Origin of the sequence: Streptomyces sp. NPDC002054 (assembly GCF_040296685.1) — a bacterium.
In the GTDB taxonomy this organism is placed as follows: Bacteria; Actinomycetota; Actinomycetes; order Streptomycetales; family Streptomycetaceae; genus Streptomyces.
The window spans coordinates 60,567-78,561 of record NZ_JBEOXT010000014.1 but is presented as its reverse complement, the minus strand read 5'-3'; the positions used below and the strand labels follow the sequence as shown (position 1 = coordinate 78,561).

The following is a 17,995-nucleotide window of genomic DNA, read 5'->3' as shown; positions in this document are numbered from 1 at the left end:
CCTTTCTGACAGTGCTACGCGCGTAGAGATGCCGCGGACGCGATAGCGTCACCCACCGCCCTGTCTCCCCTGCCTTCGACTCCTTCCGGCCAAGGAGAGTGCGTCATCAACGCGTCCAGCCCGCCCCCCGCCGTAGAACTGCACGGCATTACCAAGCGCTTCCCCGGCGTCGTCGCCAACAAGGACATCGCGATCACCGTCCGCAAGGGCACCGTGCATGCCCTGATCGGTGAGAACGGTGCCGGCAAGTCGACTCTGATGAAGATCCTCTACGGCATGCAGAAGCCGGACGAGGGAACCATCGCCATCGACGGGGAGCAGGTCTCCTTCAATACCCCCGGTGAGGCCATCGCCCGCGGTATCGGCATGGTGCACCAGCACTTCATGCTGGCCGACAACCTCACCGTCCTGGAGAACGTGGTTCTCGGCGGCGAGAAGCTCTACGGCATCGGTGCCAAGGCCCGCAAGAAGATCATGGAGATCTCGGACGCGTACGGCCTCGGTGTCCGCCCGGACGCCCTCGTCGAGGACCTCGGCGTCGCCGAGCGGCAGCGCGTGGAGATCCTCAAGGTCCTCTTCCGCGGCGCCCGCATCCTCATCCTCGACGAGCCGACCGCCGTGCTCGTGCCGCAGGAAGTGGACGCGCTCTTCGACAACCTCCGCGAGCTCAAGGCCGAGGGCCTGACCGTCATCTTCATCTCGCACAAGCTGGGCGAGGTCCTGAAGGTCGCCGACGACATCACCGTCATCCGCCGCGGCACCACCGTCGGCACCGCCGACCCGAAGACCGCCACCACCAAGCAGCTCGCCGAGCTGATGGTCGGCAGCGAACTCCCCACCCCGGAGACCCGCGAGTCCACGGTGACGGACGTCGCCATGCTGACCGTCCGCAACCTGGTCCTCGCCGACTCCGGCACGATCACCATGCCCGAGAGCATGGCCGCTCCGGAGCTGATCCCGGGCGACGAGAACCTCCACGAGCCCTCCGTGGCCGGCCGACTGCTGCTCGACAACGTCAGCTTCACCATCCACAAGGGCGAGGTCCTCGGCATCGCCGGTGTGGAGGGCAACGGCCAGACCGAGCTGATCGAAGCCCTGATGGGCATGAACACCCCCGACGCGGGCGTGATCATGCTGGACGGCGAGGACATCACCAAGGCTCCGGTCCGCAAGCGCCGCGTCGACGGCATCGGCTACATCCCCGAGGACCGGCACCGGCACGGCCTGCTGCTGGAGTCCCCGCTGTGGGAGAACCGCATCCTCGGCCACGTCACCGAGGCGCCCAACTCCAAGCGCGGCATCCTCGACCCGAAGGCCGCCCGCAAGGACACCGAGCGGATCGTGCGCGAGTACGACGTCCGGACGCCCGGCATCGACGTCACCGCGGCCTCGCTCTCCGGCGGCAACCAGCAGAAGCTGATCGTCGGCCGCGAGATGAGCCACAACCCCAAGTTCCTGATCGCCGCGCACCCCACCCGTGGTGTGGACGTCGGCGCGCAGGCGCAGATCTGGGACGCGATCCGCGAGGCCCGCCGCGAGGGTCTCGCCGTGCTGCTGATCTCCGCCGACCTGGACGAGCTGATCGGCCTGTCCGACACGCTCCGGGTCATCTACCGCGGCCGGCTGGTCGCGGACGCCGATCCGGCGACCATCACCCCCGAAGAGCTGGGCACCGCCATGACGGGCGCGGCGTCGGGGCACCTGGAAGCCACTGACAATCACTCCGCCGACGGCGATGCGACGGAGGACGAGGCCCGATGAAGAAATTCGACAAGGACCGGCTGCTCCTCGGCATTGCCGGGCCCGCGCTGGCCCTGGTCAGCGCCTTCCTGCTGACCATGCTGGTGCTGGCCGCGACGGGTGTGAACCCGATCGACCCGCTCCGGATCATGGTGGAGAACGCCGGCTACGAGGACATCCAGGTCCTCATCCTGAACCAGACCGGCACGTACTACCTGGCGGCGCTGGCGGTGGCCATCGGCTTCCGGATGAACCTCTTCAACATCGGTGTCGACGGCCAGTACCGGCTCGCCGCGATGGTCTCCGCCGTGGTCGGCGCGGCCATCTCGCTGCCCGGCCCGCTGCACATCCTGCTCATCGTGCTCGTCGCCATGCTGACCGGCGCCTTCTGGGCCGGTATCGCGGGTGTGCTGAAGGCCAAGCGCGGGGTGAGCGAGGTCGTCTCCACGATCATGCTCAACGCCATCGCCACCAGCGTGATCGCCTGGATGATCCTGCCGAAGAACTTCGGCGTCCAGCCGCCCGGCTCCAACGACCTGAACACCGGCGAGATCGCCGAGTCCGGCTGGTTCCCGGCCGTGGACATGGGTGACAGCGGGCAGATCTACGGCTTCACCTTCGTCGCCTTCGCGCTCGGCATCGTCTACTGGTTCATCCTCAACCGGACCCGGTTCGGCTTCGACCTGCGCGCCACCGGCGCCAGCGAGTCCGCCGCCCAGGCCTCCGGTGTGGACGCCAAGCGGATGATCCTCACCTCGATGCTGATCTCGGGCGCCGTCGCGGGCCTGGCCGGCATGCCGATCCTGCTCGGCGAGAGCCACACGTACAGCCTGAACTTCCCGCTCGGCATCGGCTTCACCGGCATCACCATCGCGCTGCTGGGCCGCAACAGCCCGGTCGGCATCTTCTTCGCGGCCCTGCTGATCGCGTTCATCGACAAGGCGTCCGCCGGCCTGGACACGGCCGGCTACGCCAAGGAGATCGGCACGATCATGAAGGGCCTGATCGTGATCGCGGTGGTCGTCTCCTACGAGCTCGTACGCCGCTACGGGATCCGCCGACAGCAGCAGAAGGTCGGCGAGGAACTGGCCGCAGGCCACGCCATCAAGACCGACAAGGAGGTCGCGGCGTGAGCACCAAAACCGTTTCCGCCACGAGCGCCGCGCCCAAGAGCGGCCGACGCAAGCTCACTCTGCCCTGGATCCTGCTGATCGTCGCGGCCGGCATCGTGCTGATCTCCCTGGTCCGCACCGTCTCCGGCGCGGAGGACCTGACCTCCATCGGCCAGATCTCCGGTGCCCTGGAGCTGGCCATCCCGATCGGCCTGGCCGGGCTCGGCGGTCTGTGGGCCGAGCGCGCGGGTGTGGTCAACATCGGCCTCGAAGGCATGATGATCCTGGGCACCTGGTTCGGTGCCTGGGCCGGCTACCAGTGGGGTCCGTGGACCGGTGTCCTGGTGGGCATCCTCGGCGGCGCCCTCGGCGGCCTGCTGCACGCGATCATCACGGTGACCTTCAACGTCAACCACATCGTCTCCGGTGTGGCTGTGAACATCCTGGCGCTGGGCTTCACCCAGTACCTGTCGAACTTCACCTTCGCCGAGGCCGAGGGCGGCTCCTCCAAGCAGTCCCCGCGCATCGACGAGATCAAAGAGATCACCCTGCCCGGGGCCGACTGGCTGGCGGAGATCCAGGAGAAGCACTGGTTCCTGGTCTCCGACCTCGCCGGCATCGTCGGCGGCCTGGTCACCGAGCTGTCGCTGCTGACCATCGTGGCGCTGCTGCTGATCCCCGGCACCTGGTGGGTGCTGTGGCGGACCGCGTTCGGCCTGCGGCTGCGGTCCTGTGGTGAGAACCCGATCGCCGCCGAGTCCCTCGGCGTCAACGTCTACAAGTACAAGTACATCGCCGTGATCGTCTCCGGCGGCCTGGCCGGCCTCGGCGGCGCCTTCCTGGCGATCGTCTCCACCGGCATCTACCAGGAGGGCCAGACCGGCGGGCGCGGCTACATCGGTCTCGCCGCGATGATCTTCGGTAACTGGATGCCCGGCGGTATGGCCCTGGGCGCCGGCCTGTTCGGCTTCACCGACAGCCTCAAGCTGCGCGGCGGCGCCGAGAACGTGCTCGCCATGGTGCTGCTGATCGCGATCCTGCTGGCGCTGTTCGCCGGCTGGCAGCTGTACAAGAAGAAGTACCTGCAGGCGGGCATCTCGGCGGTCTGCGCGGCCGTGCTGTTCCTCGGCTACGTGCTGATCGACGAGATCCCCAGCCAGTTCGTGGACGCGGCCCCGTACGTCACCACCCTGCTGGTGCTCGCGCTCTCCGCGCAGCGGCTGCGGATGCCCAAGGCCGACGGCATGCCGTACCAAAAGGGCCAGGGCAAGTGACCACTGTGACCGTGCCCGACTGGGAGGCCCTGCGGGAGGCCGCCCGGGACGCCATGTCCCGGGCGTACGCCCCCTACTCGGGCTTCCCGGTCGGGGTGGCCGCCCTGGTCGACGACGGCCGGGTGGTGATCGGCTGCAACGTCGAGAACGCCAGCTACGGGCTCGGTCTGTGCGCCGAGTGCGGCCTGGTGTCCGCCCTGCAGGCCTCGGGCGGCGGCCGGCTGACCCACTTCACCTGCGTGGACGGCAAGGGGAACCTGCTCGTCCCGTGCGGTCGCTGCCGGCAGCTGCTGTTCGAGTTCGGCGGCCCCGAGCTCCAGGTGGACACCCCGGAGGGCATCCTGCCGCTCTCCGCGATGCTCCCGCAGGCCTTCGGCCCGGATCACCTGCGCTAGTGCTTCACCCGCGGCCCCCGCACCGTCGTGCGGGGGCCGCACCCGTTTCCCCCCCCTCAACGCGCGTAGAGTCGCGCACGTACCGAACTTGTCCGGAAGGATGAACTGCCATGGACGTCATTTCCGTCATCCGCACCAAGCGTGACCGCGGCGAGCTGAGCCCCGAGCAGATCGACTGGGTCATCGACGCGTACACCCGCGGTGTCGTCGCCGACGAGCAGATGTCCGCGCTGGCGATGGCCATCCTGCTCAACGGCATGAACCGGGCCGAGATCGCCCGCTGGACCGCGGCGATGATCGCCTCCGGCGAGCGGATGAACTTCGACTCCCTCTCCCGCCCGACCGCCGACAAGCACTCCACCGGCGGCGTCGGCGACAAGATCACCCTGCCGCTGGCCCCGCTGGTCGCGGCCTGCGGCGCGGCCGTGCCGCAGCTGTCCGGCCGCGGCCTCGGCCACACCGGCGGCACCCTGGACAAGCTGGAGTCCATCCCCGGCTGGCGGGCCCTGCTCTCCAACGAGGAGATGCTGCACGTCCTGGACACCACCGGCGCGGTGATCTGCGCGGCCGGTGACGGCCTCGCCCCGGCCGACAAGAAGCTGTACGCGCTCCGCGATGTCACCGGCACCGTCGAGGCCATCCCGCTCATCGCCTCCTCGATCATGTCGAAGAAGATCGCCGAGGGCACCGGCTCGCTGGTCCTGGACGTGAAGGTCGGCTCCGGCGCCTTCATGAAGAACATCGAGGACGCCCGCGAGCTGGCCCGCACCATGGTGGGCCTGGGCACCGACAGCGGGGTCAAGACGGTCGCCCTGCTGACCGACATGTCCACCCCGCTCGGCCTCACCGCGGGCAACGCCCTGGAGGTCCGCGAGTCGGTGGAGGTGCTGGCCGGCGGCGGCCCGGCCGACGTGGTGGAACTGACCATCGCGCTGGCCAAGGAGATGCTGGACGCGGCGGGCATCAAGGACGCGGACCCGGCGAAGGCGCTGGCCGACGGCTCGGCGATGGACGTGTGGCGCCGCATGATCGCCGCGCAGGGCGGCGACCCGGACGCGAAGCTGCCGGTGGCCCGCGAGCAGCACGTGGTGACCGCGCCGGAGTCGGGCGTCCTGACCCGCCTGGACGCGTACGGCGTCGGCGTCGGCGCCTGGCGCCTGGGCGCCGGCCGGGCGCGCAAGGAGGACCCGGTGCAGGCGGGCGCGGGCATCGAGCTGCACGCGAAGCCGGGCGAGACCGTCACGGCCGGCCAGCCGCTGATGACGCTGCACACGGACACCCCGGAGAAGTTCGAGTACGCGCTCGCCTCCCTGGAGGGCACCTTCGACATCGCCCCGGCGGGCACGGCCTTCACCGCCACGCCGATCGTCCTGGACCGCATCGCCTGACCTGCGGCTTCCCCCGCCCGTAGCTGACCCCTGGCCCCACCGATGAGTTTCGGCGGGGCCGGGGGTCATCCTCGTGTGGACATCAGAACCCTGGCCCTTCAGGGCCGCGAGCCCGACGCCGCCGAGCTGTGCGCACGCGTGAGCGACCTGTGCCGGGACGGGCCCGCGCTGCTGGTCTGCGATGCGACCGCCGTCACCCGGCCGACCCTCGCCACCGCGCACGCCCTCGCCCGCGCCGCGCTCACCGCCCGCCGCCTCGGCGTCCCCTTCCGGGTACGGGCCGCGCCCCCCTTGCGCGGCCTGCTGGACCTCGTAGGACTGCGGCAGCCGCTAGCCGAGCCGCTCCGGCAGTCCGAACAGCGGGAACCACCGGGCCGTGTCCAGGAAGGCGTTGAGCCCGACGATCCGGCCGTCCGCTGATATCTCCAGCACCTGCAGCGCCCACGGGGTGTGCCCCGCACCGTCCTCCGCGGGCCGGTACTGGCCGAAGGCCGGCAGGCCGTTCGCCGTGGTCGGGATCAGGCGCGAGCCCTTGCAGCCGATGCCCTGGTTCAGGTGCCAGGCGGCAATGTCGGCCGGGCCCTGCAGCCACAGGTCGAACGGCGGCATGGACAGCACCGCGTCCTCGTGCAGCAGCGCGGTCAGCGAAGTGATGTCGTACGCCTCGAAGGCCGCCAGGTACCGCTCCAGCAGGGCCACCTGGTCCGCGTCCAGCGGATCCGCCGGCCGGCTGTCCCGCGGCGGGTGCGCGGCCATCGTGGCCCGCGCCCGCTGCAGCGCGCTGTTCACCGAGGCCACGGTGGTGTCCAGCAGCTCCGCGACCTCGTTCGCCTTCCAGGCCAGCACCTCCCGCAGGATCAGCACGGCCCGCTGTTTCGCCGGCAGGTGCTGGAGCGCCGCCACGAACGCCAGCCGCACGGACTCCTTGGCGAGGGCCATCTCCGCCGGGTCGGCGGTCTGCGGCAGCACCCGCCCGTCCGGCACCGGCTCCAGCCAGGTGACCTCCGGCCGCTCGCTGAGCACGGCGGAGGCCTGGGCCTGCGGAGCGGTGAGGTCCATCGGGCGGGCCCGCTTGTTCCCCGCGTTCAGCAGGTCCAGGCACACATTGGTGGCGATCCGGTACAGCCAGGAGCGCAGCGAGGAACGCCCCTCGAACCGGTCGTAACTGCGCCACGCCCGGATATAGGTGTCCTGGACCGCGTCCTCCGCGTCGAAGGACGAACCGAGCATCCGGTAGCAGTACCCGGTGAGCTCGACCCGGTACCGGTCCATCGCGGAGTCCAGCTCCGGTGGTGTTGCAAGGCTGCCGAGGTCACCCATGTGCGCCGTCCCCCTGGTAGTTCCCGATACCTCGGAAACTACCGGAGGGCACTGACAACGGCAGCCCGAATCCCGCTCGCCGCTCAGGTGCCGGGCTTGCGGCCGTAGACGTACACGTCCTCGCCCTTGGTGAGGAGGTTCCAGTAGGCCTTGGCGTCGGTGGAGGTCATGTTCACGCAGCCGCCGGAGCCCGGCGGGTTCCACATGCTCTTCGTCGTCGAATGGAAAGCGATGCCGCCGTCGAAGAACTGCGAGTACGGCATCGAGACGTTGTAGATCGTCGACCAGTGGTTGATGCTGCGGTAGTAGATCTTCTTCAGGCCGGTCCGGGTCTCGGTGCCGTCCTTGCCCGTGCGGACCGCCACCGGGCCGTAGACCAGCTTGCTGCCGTCCTGGATCCAGCTCAGCTGCCGGGTCAGGTCGACGCAGGCGATCCGCCCCTTGTCGGTGGGGCAGCTGCCGGCCTTGTTGGGGTTGTTGCCGGCCGCCCGCTGGGCCAGCATCGTGCTCATCGTCCGCCAGGTCAGCGGCCCCGCGTAGCCCTGGGTGGGTGTGATGCCGTGCTTGGCCTGGAACGCCTTGATCGCGTTGCAGTCCGCGGCGGACTGCTTGCCGTCCACCGGGCGGCCGAGGAACTGTTCCACCTGCCGCTGGTGCGGGCCGGTGGTGAGGTTGCAGGACGCGGCCTGCGCGGTGCCGCTCCCCAGGACCACCAGCGGTGCCGCAAGGGCCAGTGCCCCGCCGACGACCGCCGCTCGGGTGCGCAGGGTTCTGCCTATCGTGATCACGCCGGCCTCCCGCCTCGTATTGCTTCGCCTGTCGGCCGGGGGACGCACGAAGGCCCGGGCGCGGTTGCGCCCGGGCCTTCGTACATCGCTTCATACGGAAGGCGTACGAGTCACTGCTACGCCGAGGCGAGCCGGCGCTCCGCCCGCGCCACCCGGGAGCCGTAGAGGGTGATGGCGACGACGCCCAGTACGGCGGCCAGGGCGAGCGCGGCCGTGGCCTGCCAGCCGCCGGAGTGCCAGGCCAGCGCCCCCAGCGTGCCGCCCGCGCTGGAACCCAGGTAGTACGCCGACTGGTAGAGCGCCGAGGCCTGCGCGCGGCCGGTCTTTGCGGTACGGCTCACCGAGGAGGAGGCCACCGCGTGCCCGGCGAAGAAGCCCGCGGTGATCAGGACCAGGCCGGCCAGGATCATGCCCAGCGAGTCCGACAGCGAGGCCAGCAGCCCGAGCGCGGTGGTGGTGACGGCGAGGTAGAGGGCGCCGCGCCGGCCGAGCCGGGCCACCAGCTGCCCGGCCGCCGCCGAGGCGGCCGTACCCACCAGGTAGATCAGGAAGATGGAGCCGACCACGCCCTGGCCGAGCGAGAACGGCTCTTCGACCAGCCGGTAGCCGATCACCGTGTAGACCGCGCCGAAGACGGTCATGAACAGGGCGCCGATCCCGTACAGCCGGAGCAGCAGCGGGTCCCGCAGGTGCCCGGCGACGGTACGGCCCACCGCCCGCGGGTTCAGCGAGGCGGGGCGGAAGAACCGGGCCCGGGGGAGGAGTGCCAGGAAGACCAGTGCGCAGCCCAGCGACATCAGGCCGACGGCCAGCAGGCCCGCCCGCCAGCCCCACAGCTCGGCGGCCCAGCCGGTGACCACGCGACCGCTCATGCCGCCGATCGAGTTGCCCGCCACGAACAGGCCGATGGCCGCGACCAGAGCCTTGGGCTTGACCTCCTCCGCGAGGTAGGCCATCGCGGAGGCCGGGATGCCGGCGATCGCCGCGCCCTGCACCACCCGCAGCGCGATCAGCCACTCCAGGCTGGGCGCGAACGGCACCAGCAGGCCGACCGCCACGGCCACCGCCATCGACCAGATCATCATCCGGGTCCGCCCGAACCGCTCGGACAGGGCGCTGAGCGGCAGCACGAACAGCGCGAGCGCGCCGGTCGCCGCCGACACCGTCCAGCTGGCCTGGTCCGCGGTCACGCCGAAACCGGCGGATACGGCGGGCAGCAGGGCCTGCGTGGAGTAGAGGAGGGCGAAGGTGGCCAGTCCGGCGGCGAAGAGCGCGAAGCTCATCCGGCGGTAGCCGGGGGTGCCGGGGGAGAGGGGCTCGTGAGGCGCGTGGGGCTCGTGCGGCTCGGGGTGCGCGGCGGTCTCGTGGGACGGCGAGGCAGAGGCGACCACGGTGGTGGACGCCCCGGTATGAGCGGGAGACATACCAGCGACGGTAGGCCTGATTCCCTTCATGCGTCCAATGCATGGAATCATCAAAATCGATCCACCCCTGCATCAGCACAGCTCACAGAGGTGCCTGTCAATGAGCCGTTACGAACAAGACATGAGCGTGACACGTCTGCTGGCCCCTCGCCTCAGCTGGTTCGTGACGGTCGCCCGGCACGAGCACGTCACCCGGGCCGCCCATGAGCTGGGCATTCCGCAGTCCACCCTGTCCCGGGCCGTCGTCCGGCTCGAACAGGACCTGGGAGTCGCGCTGTTCGCCCGGATCGGCCGGACCGTCGCCCTCACCACCGCCGGCCGGACCTTCCTCGCCTCCGCCGAGCGGGCGCTCGCCGAGATCGGCCGGGCCGCCGAATCCGTCCAGGCGGACGCCGACCCGGCGGGCGGCAAGGTCGCCTTCGGCTTCCTGCACACCCTGGGCTCGGAAACCGTCCCCGAACTGATCCGCGCCTTCCGGGTGGACCATCCCGGGGTCCGGTTCTCCCTCGTCCAGAACTACGGCGAGGCCATGCTGGAGCGGCTGCGCGCCGGGGAGCTCGACCTGTGCCTGACCTCGCCGGTGCCGGACGCGCCCGACCTGGTCACCCGCCGCCTCGACGAGCAGCGGCTGCGGCTGGTGGTGCCGGACGACCACCGGCTCGCGGTCCGCAAGCGGATCCGGCTGGCGGAGGCCGCCGAGGAAACCTTCGTCACCCTCGAACCCGGCTACGGGCTCCGCCGGATCACCGACGACCTGTGCGCCGAGGCGGGGTTCACCCCGCGGGTGGCCTTCGAGGGCGAGGAGGCCGAGACCCTGCGGGGGCTGGTCGCCGCCGGGCTGGGGGTGGCCCTGCTACCGCCGCCCGCGGTGGCCCGCCCGGGCGTGGTCGAACTGACCGTCACCGCCCCGCGCGCGGTCCGCGAGATCGGCGTCGCCTGGCTCGACGGCCACCCGGACACCCCGCCGGTGGCGGCCTTCAAGCGCTTCCTCCTGTCCCGCCGGGGGCGACTGCTCCCGGAACTGTGAGGGACGGCGCGGCGTTACGGGTCGCCGCCGGGCGAAGTCATCACCCGCGCCCCGGCCCGGCCCGCCCCGCCCCGGCCCGGCCCGGCCGGGCCTCGGCCGCGCAGCGCTCCGGCCGGGCCCGGCCCGGTGCACCTGGGGCCGGGCCCCGCTCAGGCGGTGCGGGGAGCTCGGCGCCGCGGGCCGCCGCGGTGGAGTCCGGCGGAACCGGTCGGGCAGGCGGTGGCTGCCGCCGGGTCCTCACCGGTACGGTGCCGGCCCTCCACAGCTGATTCACCGTCAGGACATCTGCCGGTGCCAGCCTGTGGCGCATGGCCCTCAGCAGGCGCGACCTCCTGTCCACGGGCGCGGCTGCGGCTGCAGCCGCCCCGCTGACGCCCGCCCCGGCCGGCCAAGGCCAAGGCCAAGGCCAAGGCCAAGGCCAAGGCCAAGGCCATGGTCGGACCGAGGCCCGCACCCTGCGTGGCACCATCCCGCCCGGTGCCCCGGACTTCGTCTATCTCCCCCTCGACATCCCGCCCGGGATACGCGAGATACGGATCGCCTACCGCTACGAGAAGCCGCCGGTGCCCCCCGGCACCGCCGGGAACGCCCTGGACATCGGCATCTTCGACCAGCACGGCACCGCCCTCGGCGGCCGTGGCTTCCGTGGCTGGTCGGGTGGCGCCCGCAGTGAGTTCTTCCTGCGCGCGGACGAAGCCACGCCCGGCTACCTGCCCGGCCCCATCACCCCCGGCCGCTGGCACCTCGCCCTCGGCCCGTACACGGTGGCCCCCGCCGGCCTCCCGTACGAGATCACAGCAACCCTGGAGTACGGCGAGCCCGCCCCGGCCGCCGCCGCCACCCCCTCCTACCCACCGCTGCGCGCCCGCGGCCGGGGCCGCGCCTGGTACCGGGGCGACTGCCACGTCCACTCCGTGCACTCCGACGGGCGCCGCACCCCGGCCGAGATCGCCGCCCTCGCCCGCGCGGCCGGCCTGGACTTCATCAACTCCGCCGAGCACAACACCACCTCCGCGCACGCGGCCTGGGGCCCGTCGGCCGGCCCCGACCTGCTGGTCCTCACCGGCGAGGAGGTCACCACCCGGACCGGCCACGTCCTGGCCGTCGGCACCGATCCCGGCACCTTCGTCGACTGGCGCTACCGGGCCCGGGACAACCGGTTCGGCCGGTTCGCGCGGACCGTCCGCGACGCGGGCGGCCTGGTCGTACCGGCCCACCCGCACGCCACCTGCCTCGGCTGCAGCTGGAAGTTCGGCTTCGCCGACGCGGACGCGGTCGAAGTCTGGAACGGCCCCTACACCCCCGACGACGAGGTCTCCCTCGCCTCCTGGGACGCCCTGCTGCGCGGCGGTGGCGGCCACCGGCCGCTGCCCGCGCTCGCGGGCAGCGACTACCACCGCGACCCGGACCGGATCGGCACCCCGCAGACGGTGGTCCTGGCCGAGGACCTGACCCGGGACGCGATCCTGGCGGGCCTGCGCGCCGGCCGCGCCTACGCCGCGGAATCCGCCGCCGTCTCCCTCTCCTTCACCGCGGTGACCCCGCGCGGCGGCCACGCCGGCATCGGCGAGCGGCTGTCGTGCCCGCCGGACACCGAGGTACTGGTGCAGCTGGCGGTGACCGGCGCACCGGGCTGCGAGCTGCGGCTGGTCACCGACCAGGGCCTGGTCCACACGGTCCCGGCCGCCGCCGAGTCGCTGGAGTGGCGCACGACCCCGGCCCGCTCGGCCTACGTCCGGGCCGAGGTCCGCCACCCCGCCGTCGCCCCGCCCCTGCCGGGGGCCCTGGCCGCCTTCACCAACCCGATCCGGCTGGGTGCGTCGGATGGACGCGCTGATCGGTGAGTTCGTAGCGGGCGCCGATGACGGACAGTCGGCCGGTGGCGATCCTGGCCGCCAGCTCGGGCTCCGCCGCCAGCAGCGACCGGACCCGCAGCACGTTCGCGTCGATGGCCGCCTCCACCCGGGCGGCCCCCTGCAGCCTGTGGTCGATGGCCGGCCGGATCTGGTCGACCAGGTACTGCATGTGGGCCGGCAGCCGGGTGCCGCCCTCGTCGGCGTGGACGGCGGCGGCGACGGCTCCGCAGGACTGGTGCCCGAGGACCACGATCAGCGGAATGCCGAGCTCCAGGACCCCGTACGCGATGCTGCCGAGGACCGCCTCGTCCAGTACCTCGCCCGCCGACCGTACGGTCAGCAGATCGCCCAGGCCCTGGTCGAAGACCAGTTCCGGGGGGACCCGGGAGTCGACGCAGCCGAGGACCACCGCGAACGGGTGCTGCCCGCCGACCAGCGCCCGGCGCACCGTACGGGCCTCGTCCGGATGCCGCTCGTGCAGCAGCCGCCAACGGCGGTTGCCCGCCGCGAGTTCCCGCAGCGCAGCGTCCGGGGTGGTGGGCCGCTCCTTGAGGATGGCCGTCCCGGCCCGGGCCGAGGGCGTATGGGACCCGGCCGCCAGCCCGGCGGCCAGCCCCGCCGCACCGGTGAGTGCCGCTCGTACCAGCCCGCGCCGCCGTTCCGCATCCGCCGTCATACACCGAGAAGCTAGGCACATCAGGGCCCTGAGGACACCGTCCCCACCGGCGGCCCGCCCGTCCTTGGCGAATTCTCGGCCATCCGGCGTACCCGCCGCGCAGGCGCCCGGTCAGCCCCGCAGGGAGCGGCCGAAACCGGAGGCCAGGGGCATCCGCAGGCCCAGCGGCGGTGGCGCCGCCAGCGCGTCCGTGACCGGGCGGGACCACCGGCTGCCCAGCACCGCGCCGAGGACGAAATCCACCCCCAGCGCGACCACTTCGGCCCGGTGCTCGCGCAGCGCATGGCCGTCCGAGTGGACCTCGAACCGACAGGTCGAACGATTCGCCTTCTTCGCCCGCGCCGCCAGCCGGAACGACAGCTCCGGGTCCGTACAGGCATCGTTCGTGCCGTGCACGATCAGCACCTGCCGTCCGGCCAGCTGCTTCACCGGTTCCGGTGACCCGTCCGCCGCCGCCTCCGGCAGGCAAGGGGCGATCGCCAGCACCGAGTTGACCGCCGGATGACCGGCGCCGCGGAGCGCGGTCAGGCCGCCGGGCCCGTAGCCGGCGAGGCAGACCGGGACGTCGCCGTACCGGCGCACCACCTCGTCCGCCGCCCCGCCGACGCCGCCGGCACTGCCCGCGCTCGCGTCCGCGCCCTGTACGAGATGGGTGACCAGGCCCGCAGCGCCGCCCGCACGGGCCAGGGCCCGGGCCAGCGGGCGTACCGGCCCGGGGGATAAGGGTGACAATCCGGGGCGTCCCGGGAGCAGGAGCACCACGCCGCTGACCGCCCCGCCGGAGCCATCCGCGCCGCCCGCCCGCCCCAGGTGCGCCCCGCGGTCCGGCTTCGCATGCTGTGCCATGGCGGAACAGTCTCAGACCCTGAGGTGTATGCCACCCGTCCGCACGGTCACTGTTACGTATCGACGGCCCGTATCGCACTGGTGCTCTACGCGCGTAGGAGTAGAGTGCGCAGATGACGAGCGACACCCCCAACCTGCCCACCCCGGATCAGATCCGCCGCTCCCCGAAGGTGCTGCTGCACGACCACCTCGACGGCGGTCTGCGGCCCGGGACCATCATCGAGCTGGCCGCGGCGGTCGGTTACGAGAACCTCCCCGAGACCGATGCCGACAAGCTGGGCATCTGGTTCCGCGAAGCCGCCGACTCCGGATCCCTCCCGCGCTACCTGGAGACGTTCGCGCACACCTGCGCCGTCATGCAGACCAAGGAGGCGCTGTTCCGGGTCGCCGCCGAGTGCGCCGAGGACCTGGCCGAGGACGGCGTCGTGTACGCCGAGATCCGCTACGCCCCCGAGCAGCACCTGGAAGCCGGCCTGACCCTCGAAGAGGTCGTCGAGGCGGTCAACGACGGCTTCCGCGAGGGCGAGCGGCGCGCCAAGGCCAACGGCCACCGGATCCGGGTCGGCGCGCTGCTGACCGCGATGCGGCACGCGGCCCGGGCGCTGGAGATCGCGGAGCTCGCCAACCGCTACCGCGACAACGGCGTGGTCGGCTTCGACATCGCCGGCGCCGAGGCCGGGTTCCCTCCCACCCGCCACCTCGACGCCTTCGAGTACCTCAAGCGCGAGAACAACCACTTCACCATCCACGCGGGCGAGGCCTTCGGCCTTCCGTCGATCTGGCAGGCCCTGCAGTGGTGCGGCGCCGACCGGCTCGGCCACGGTGTGAAGATCATCGACGACATCGAGGTCGCCGCCGACGGCAGCGTGACGCTGGGCCGGCTGGCCTCGTACGTCCGGGACAAGCGCATCCCGCTGGAGATGTGCCCCACCTCGAACCTGCAGACGGGCGCGGCGGCCTCCTACGGCGAGCACCCGATCGGCCTGCTGCGCAAGCTGCACTTCCGGCTGACGGTCAACACCGACAACCGGCTGATGAGCGGCACCAGCATGAGCCGCGAGTTCGAGCACCTGGTCGACACCTTCGGCTACACGCTCGACGACATGCAGTGGTTCACCGTCAATGCGATGAAGTCCGCGTTCATTCCTTTCGATGAACGACTGGCGATGATCAACGACGTGATCAAGCCGGGCTATGCGGAGCTGAAGTCCGAGTGGCTGTTCCGGCAGACCGTCTCCACCAGCGGTTCCGTCTCGGCCTAGGCCTGAGCGTCACCATTCGAGAGCGCCCGGGAGTGGCATATCCCGGGCGCTTTCTCATATCAACTGATGTTTGCGGGACGGCGTTTGGTCTGGCTAGCTTGCGGAGCCGCTCACATTCCCTGTCGCAAGGACGATCCTTCATGAAGCAGTCAGCTGCCAAGACCCTCGGTGTCGCCGTCCTCGGTGCTGCCTTCGCCGCTTCCGCCGCCGGTGCCGCCTCGGCGAGCGCCGCCCTGCCCCAGCTGGGTGCCGCCGACGCGCTGAGCGTGGTGACCAACACTGCGGAGGCGGTCACCAACAAGCAGGCCGGCCAGGAGGGGCAGGCGACCGACGCGGCCGGGCCGCTGAACTCGCTGACCGGCTCCCTGGGCGGGCTGCCCCTGGGCGGTCTGCCGATCGGCGGCTGATTCGCGACTCGCACGTCCGCACGGTGGGCGTACGGCTGTTCGCGCAGCTGCGCGTCCCACCGTGCCGTGTGCCACGATCACCCCCCCAACCACCGCTCTCCACACGGGGTACGAGGTCTCGGTCATGCGTGTGAAGTCATCCGCGGCGAGCGCCGCCCTGCTGCCCGTTCTGCTTCCTGTCCTGATGCTCGGCGCCGTCGGCTGCAGCGGCGACCCGGACGGCGGCACGGCCGCGGACAAGAGCCCCGACCCCAAGGGGTCCGCCGCGCCCGCGGCCCCCGGCGCGCCCCCGGCCGCCCGTACCCCGCTGGAGCGGGCCGCCCTGGTCCAGGGCGATCTCGCCGGGTACCAGATCTCCGCGCAGGGCAAGAACCCGAACGCCCCCGACGGCCAGCCGCAGGCGGACAAGAAGGCCTGCCAGCCGCTCGCCGACATCATGGGCGACAAGCCCGACCCGGCGGCCGAAGAGACCGTGAACCGGGGCATCGGCTCGCAGAAGCAGCTCGGCCTGGCCGTCTCCGCATCCCTCAGCGAGTACTCCGAGTCGGACGCCAAGCGGCTGATCGCGCGGCTCCGGGACGCCGTGGCCGCCTGCGGGGCCGGGTTCACCGCGACGGTGGAGAAGCAGTCCGGCAGCTACAGCCAGGTCAAGCCGGCCGCGTACAAGACGGGCGGCGACGAGAGCGTCAGCTGGACCACCGTCGCCGCGGCCGAGGGCGTCTCGGCGCAGGTCCACCTGGTGGTGGTCCGCGAGGGGGCGACCGTCGTACGGCTCATGGGCCTCAACGTGGCCGGCGCCAAGACCACCGCCGAGGTCCCGCACGAGGTCGCGGACAAGCAGCTGGAAAAGGTAAAGCAGCACATCCGCTGATTACCAGTGATTACCAGGCGGTCGAGGCGGACTTCTCGTTCGGCAGCAGCACCCACAGGGCCAGATAGATCAGGAACTGCGGACCGGGCAGCAGGCACGAGACCACGAATATGAGACGCATGGTGTTCGCGGACATTCCGAAGCGTCGCGCGAGACCGGCACAGACTCCGCCGATCCATCGTCCGTCACGGGGGCGGGCAAGGGCGCTCATGGTTTCTCCTTATTGAGGTACCGCTTTCTGCGGTACCTCAATACTCCCGCGGCACCGCGGACAAAACCTCGGCCCAAGGTTCCAGCCCGACCCTGGGAATTCTCGGGGTCCGTCCCTGAGGAACCGGCCCGTCCATGCGCGCCGCAACGTCCCGGACCTCCCGGGACTCCTGGGTGTCCCGGACCGTGCGGGTCCGCCGCAGCCGCGCCCGCCCGGCCGGCACCACGGCCAGGTGTGCGAGCACCACGCCCGTCGTGTTCAGCAGCACCGAGTCCACGTCCACCACCTGGCCCGGCACGGCCGTCTGCAGCATTTCGATCACCAGGGAGACCAGCGCGCCCGCGGCGGCGGTCCGGGTCAGCGAGGACCAGGCGGCCAGCGGCGAGGGTGCGAGCCGGCCGCTGACCAGCGGAAGCAGCACCCCGAGCGGGGCCAGCAGGGCCAGCGAGGAGCCGATCCGCCGGGCCGCCTCCAGCACCCCGTACGCCAGATCGGCCCGGATCCCGGCCAGCGGTGTCAGATTGGGCGCGGCAGCCCACGGCACGTCCAGGGGCCGCAGAGTCAGCCAGCCGACGAGCACCAGATGGGCGGCCAGGAGTACGCCGCCCAGCACCCGGAGCCGGAGTGGTATGGCGGCACTGCCGCCGGCCTCATGACGCTGCACACCTGCGAGGACGCGGCCCGCGGTGGCCGCGGTTCCGCCCGGCGGGCCGCCCGGCTCCCCCTAACGGGTGATGAGCAGCACAATCAGCAGGATCGCGCCCGCCACGGCCGGGGCGAGGATCTCGTACGCCCAGCGGACGCTCACCGGCCCCTGCGCGGTCTCCCGCTTCGCGCCCTGCTCGGCGAGCTCGCGCAGCTCGTCGATGTGCTGGTCGGCCTGCGCGCGCGGGTTCTCGGTGCCCAGCACCGCCGGATCGGTCTCGCCCCGGCGGGTCAGCGCCTCACGGCGGGCGATCTGCCGGTTGGCCTTCTTGCGGTCCCGCAGCGAGACCGGGATGGCCCACAGCTGGTACTTCGCGTCCTCGGTCAGCACCTCGGCGGAGTACCCGGACCGCAGGGAGTCCACGGCCCCCCAGGGCAGCTCGATGCTGCGGAAGGGGTTGCGCACCCGCAGCCGGTCGGCGCCCGCGAACACGGCGGGCCGCAGGGTGAAGGCCACCGTCAGCGGCATCGCGACCAGCGCCCCGGCCACCCCGAACCAGGGCGCGTTCCCCTTGCCCCGCACGATGGCGTCCCCGCACAGCCAGACCAGCAGAGCGAGCAGCAGCACCCCGCCGACGATGGCCATCGGGGAGCGGTACACGCGGTCCTGGTACACCGGCTCGTCGGAGGGGGACGCGGGGGAGGGGCTCGTCATGCCGCCGATTCTGCCGTACGCCTCCAGGGCGGGCTCGC

General features: G+C 71.8%; 19 protein-coding genes. 11 read left to right on the top strand and 8 right to left on the bottom strand.

What is annotated here, in order from left to right; genetic code table 11:
* The first annotated feature begins 42 nt into the window (after window positions 1–42).
* The 6 genes from ABT123_RS15445 (at window position 43) to ABT123_RS15420 (ending at window position 6,329) form a co-directional block, all read left to right on the top strand.
* Window positions 43–1,761, top strand: coding sequence for an ABC transporter ATP-binding protein (locus ABT123_RS15445; protein WP_502970967.1), 1,719 nt, complete (start codon window positions 43–45; stop codon window positions 1,759–1,761).
* Window positions 1,758–2,873: an ABC transporter permease gene (locus tag ABT123_RS15440; protein ID WP_351313627.1), complete on the top strand. Its 1,116-nt coding sequence runs from the start codon at window positions 1,758–1,760 to the stop codon at window positions 2,871–2,873. Before ABT123_RS15445 ends, ABT123_RS15440 begins: the two co-directional genes overlap by 4 nt.
* Window positions 2,870–4,126 carry an ABC transporter permease gene (locus ABT123_RS15435; protein WP_351313624.1) on the top strand — a complete coding sequence of 419 codons (1,257 nt, stop codon included), beginning with the start codon at window positions 2,870–2,872 and terminating at the stop codon, window positions 4,124–4,126. The genes ABT123_RS15440 and ABT123_RS15435 overlap by 4 nt, the downstream gene beginning before the upstream one ends.
* Before the next feature lie 5 nt (window positions 4,127–4,131).
* On the top strand, window positions 4,132–4,521 hold the full coding sequence (locus ABT123_RS15430) for a cytidine deaminase (RefSeq protein WP_351313905.1): 390 nt from the start codon (window positions 4,132–4,134) through the stop codon (window positions 4,519–4,521).
* Window positions 4,522–4,631: 110 nt separating this feature from the next.
* The gene (locus ABT123_RS15425; RefSeq protein WP_351313621.1) at window positions 4,632–5,909 is read left to right on the top strand and encodes a thymidine phosphorylase; all 1,278 of its coding nucleotides are present in this window, start codon (window positions 4,632–4,634) and stop codon (window positions 5,907–5,909) included.
* Between the two features lie 75 nt (window positions 5,910–5,984).
* Window positions 5,985–6,329 carry a hypothetical protein gene (locus ABT123_RS15420; protein WP_351313619.1) on the top strand — a complete coding sequence of 115 codons (345 nt, stop codon included), beginning with the start codon at window positions 5,985–5,987 and terminating at the stop codon, window positions 6,327–6,329.
* Here ABT123_RS15420 and ABT123_RS15415 read toward each other — a convergent pair.
* The 3 genes from ABT123_RS15415 to ABT123_RS15405 form a co-directional block, all read right to left on the bottom strand.
* The gene (locus ABT123_RS15415) at window positions 6,240–7,229 is read right to left on the bottom strand and encodes a sigma-70 family RNA polymerase sigma factor (protein WP_351313616.1); all 990 of its coding nucleotides are present in this window, start codon (window positions 7,227–7,229) and stop codon (window positions 6,240–6,242) included. The two genes, ABT123_RS15420 and ABT123_RS15415, sit on opposite strands and share 90 nt — an antisense overlap.
* Window positions 7,230–7,312: 83 nt before the next feature.
* A complete protein-coding gene (locus ABT123_RS15410) occupies window positions 7,313–7,996 on the bottom strand; it encodes a L,D-transpeptidase family protein (protein ID WP_502970966.1) in 684 nt (227 codons plus the stop codon).
* Window positions 7,997–8,133: 137 nt separating this feature from the next.
* Window positions 8,134–9,441, bottom strand: a complete 1,308-nt coding sequence (locus tag ABT123_RS15405; protein ID WP_351313613.1) for an MFS transporter — start codon at window positions 9,439–9,441, stop codon at window positions 8,134–8,136.
* A 100-nt stretch (window positions 9,442–9,541) separates the two neighbouring features.
* Between ABT123_RS15405 and ABT123_RS15400 the strand changes: the two genes are divergently transcribed.
* Both ABT123_RS15400 and ABT123_RS15395 read left to right on the top strand, forming a co-directional pair.
* Complete coding sequence (locus tag ABT123_RS15400) at window positions 9,542–10,468, top strand: LysR family transcriptional regulator (RefSeq protein ID WP_351313611.1); 927 nt, start codon at window positions 9,542–9,544, stop codon at window positions 10,466–10,468.
* 308 nt (window positions 10,469–10,776) lie between these two features.
* Window positions 10,777–12,312, top strand: coding sequence for a CehA/McbA family metallohydrolase (locus ABT123_RS15395; protein ID WP_351313608.1), 1,536 nt, complete (start codon window positions 10,777–10,779; stop codon window positions 12,310–12,312).
* Here the strand turns inward: ABT123_RS15395 and ABT123_RS15390 are convergent.
* Both ABT123_RS15390 and ABT123_RS15385 read right to left on the bottom strand, forming a co-directional pair.
* Window positions 12,263–13,000, bottom strand: a complete 738-nt coding sequence (locus ABT123_RS15390; RefSeq protein ID WP_351313605.1) for a carbonic anhydrase — start codon at window positions 12,998–13,000, stop codon at window positions 12,263–12,265. The two genes, ABT123_RS15395 and ABT123_RS15390, sit on opposite strands and share 50 nt — an antisense overlap.
* 111 nt (window positions 13,001–13,111) lie before the next feature.
* Complete coding sequence (locus tag ABT123_RS15385) at window positions 13,112–13,846, bottom strand: alpha/beta hydrolase (RefSeq protein ID WP_351313601.1); 735 nt, start codon at window positions 13,844–13,846, stop codon at window positions 13,112–13,114.
* Window positions 13,847–13,959: 113 nt separating this feature from the next.
* On the opposite strand from ABT123_RS15385, the gene ABT123_RS15380 reads away from it, so the two are divergent.
* The 3 genes from ABT123_RS15380 (at window position 13,960) to ABT123_RS15370 (ending at window position 16,386) form a co-directional block, all read left to right on the top strand.
* Window positions 13,960–15,108, top strand: coding sequence for an adenosine deaminase (locus ABT123_RS15380; RefSeq protein WP_351313598.1), 1,149 nt, complete (start codon window positions 13,960–13,962; stop codon window positions 15,106–15,108).
* 140 nt (window positions 15,109–15,248) lie between these two features.
* Complete coding sequence (locus ABT123_RS15375; protein WP_351313596.1) at window positions 15,249–15,515, top strand: hypothetical protein; 267 nt, start codon at window positions 15,249–15,251, stop codon at window positions 15,513–15,515.
* 124 nt (window positions 15,516–15,639) lie between these two features.
* Entirely contained in the window at window positions 15,640–16,386 is a 747-nt protein-coding gene (locus ABT123_RS15370; protein ID WP_351313593.1) for a hypothetical protein, read from the top strand.
* A gap of 10 nt (window positions 16,387–16,396) precedes the next feature.
* On the opposite strand, the gene ABT123_RS15365 is transcribed toward ABT123_RS15370, so the two are convergent.
* From ABT123_RS15365 to ABT123_RS15355, 3 genes are read right to left on the bottom strand one after another with little or no spacing between them, the layout of a single operon-like run.
* On the bottom strand, window positions 16,397–16,597 hold the full coding sequence (locus tag ABT123_RS15365) for a PspC domain-containing protein (RefSeq protein WP_150209377.1): 201 nt from the start codon (window positions 16,595–16,597) through the stop codon (window positions 16,397–16,399).
* 37 nt (window positions 16,598–16,634) lie between these two features.
* A complete protein-coding gene (locus ABT123_RS15360; protein ID WP_351313589.1) occupies window positions 16,635–17,261 on the bottom strand; it encodes a VanZ family protein in 627 nt (208 codons plus the stop codon).
* Between the two features lie 60 nt (window positions 17,262–17,321).
* Window positions 17,322–17,957, bottom strand: coding sequence for a PH domain-containing protein (locus tag ABT123_RS15355; RefSeq protein WP_351313586.1), 636 nt, complete (start codon window positions 17,955–17,957; stop codon window positions 17,322–17,324).
* Window positions 17,958–17,995 lie beyond the last annotated feature (38 nt).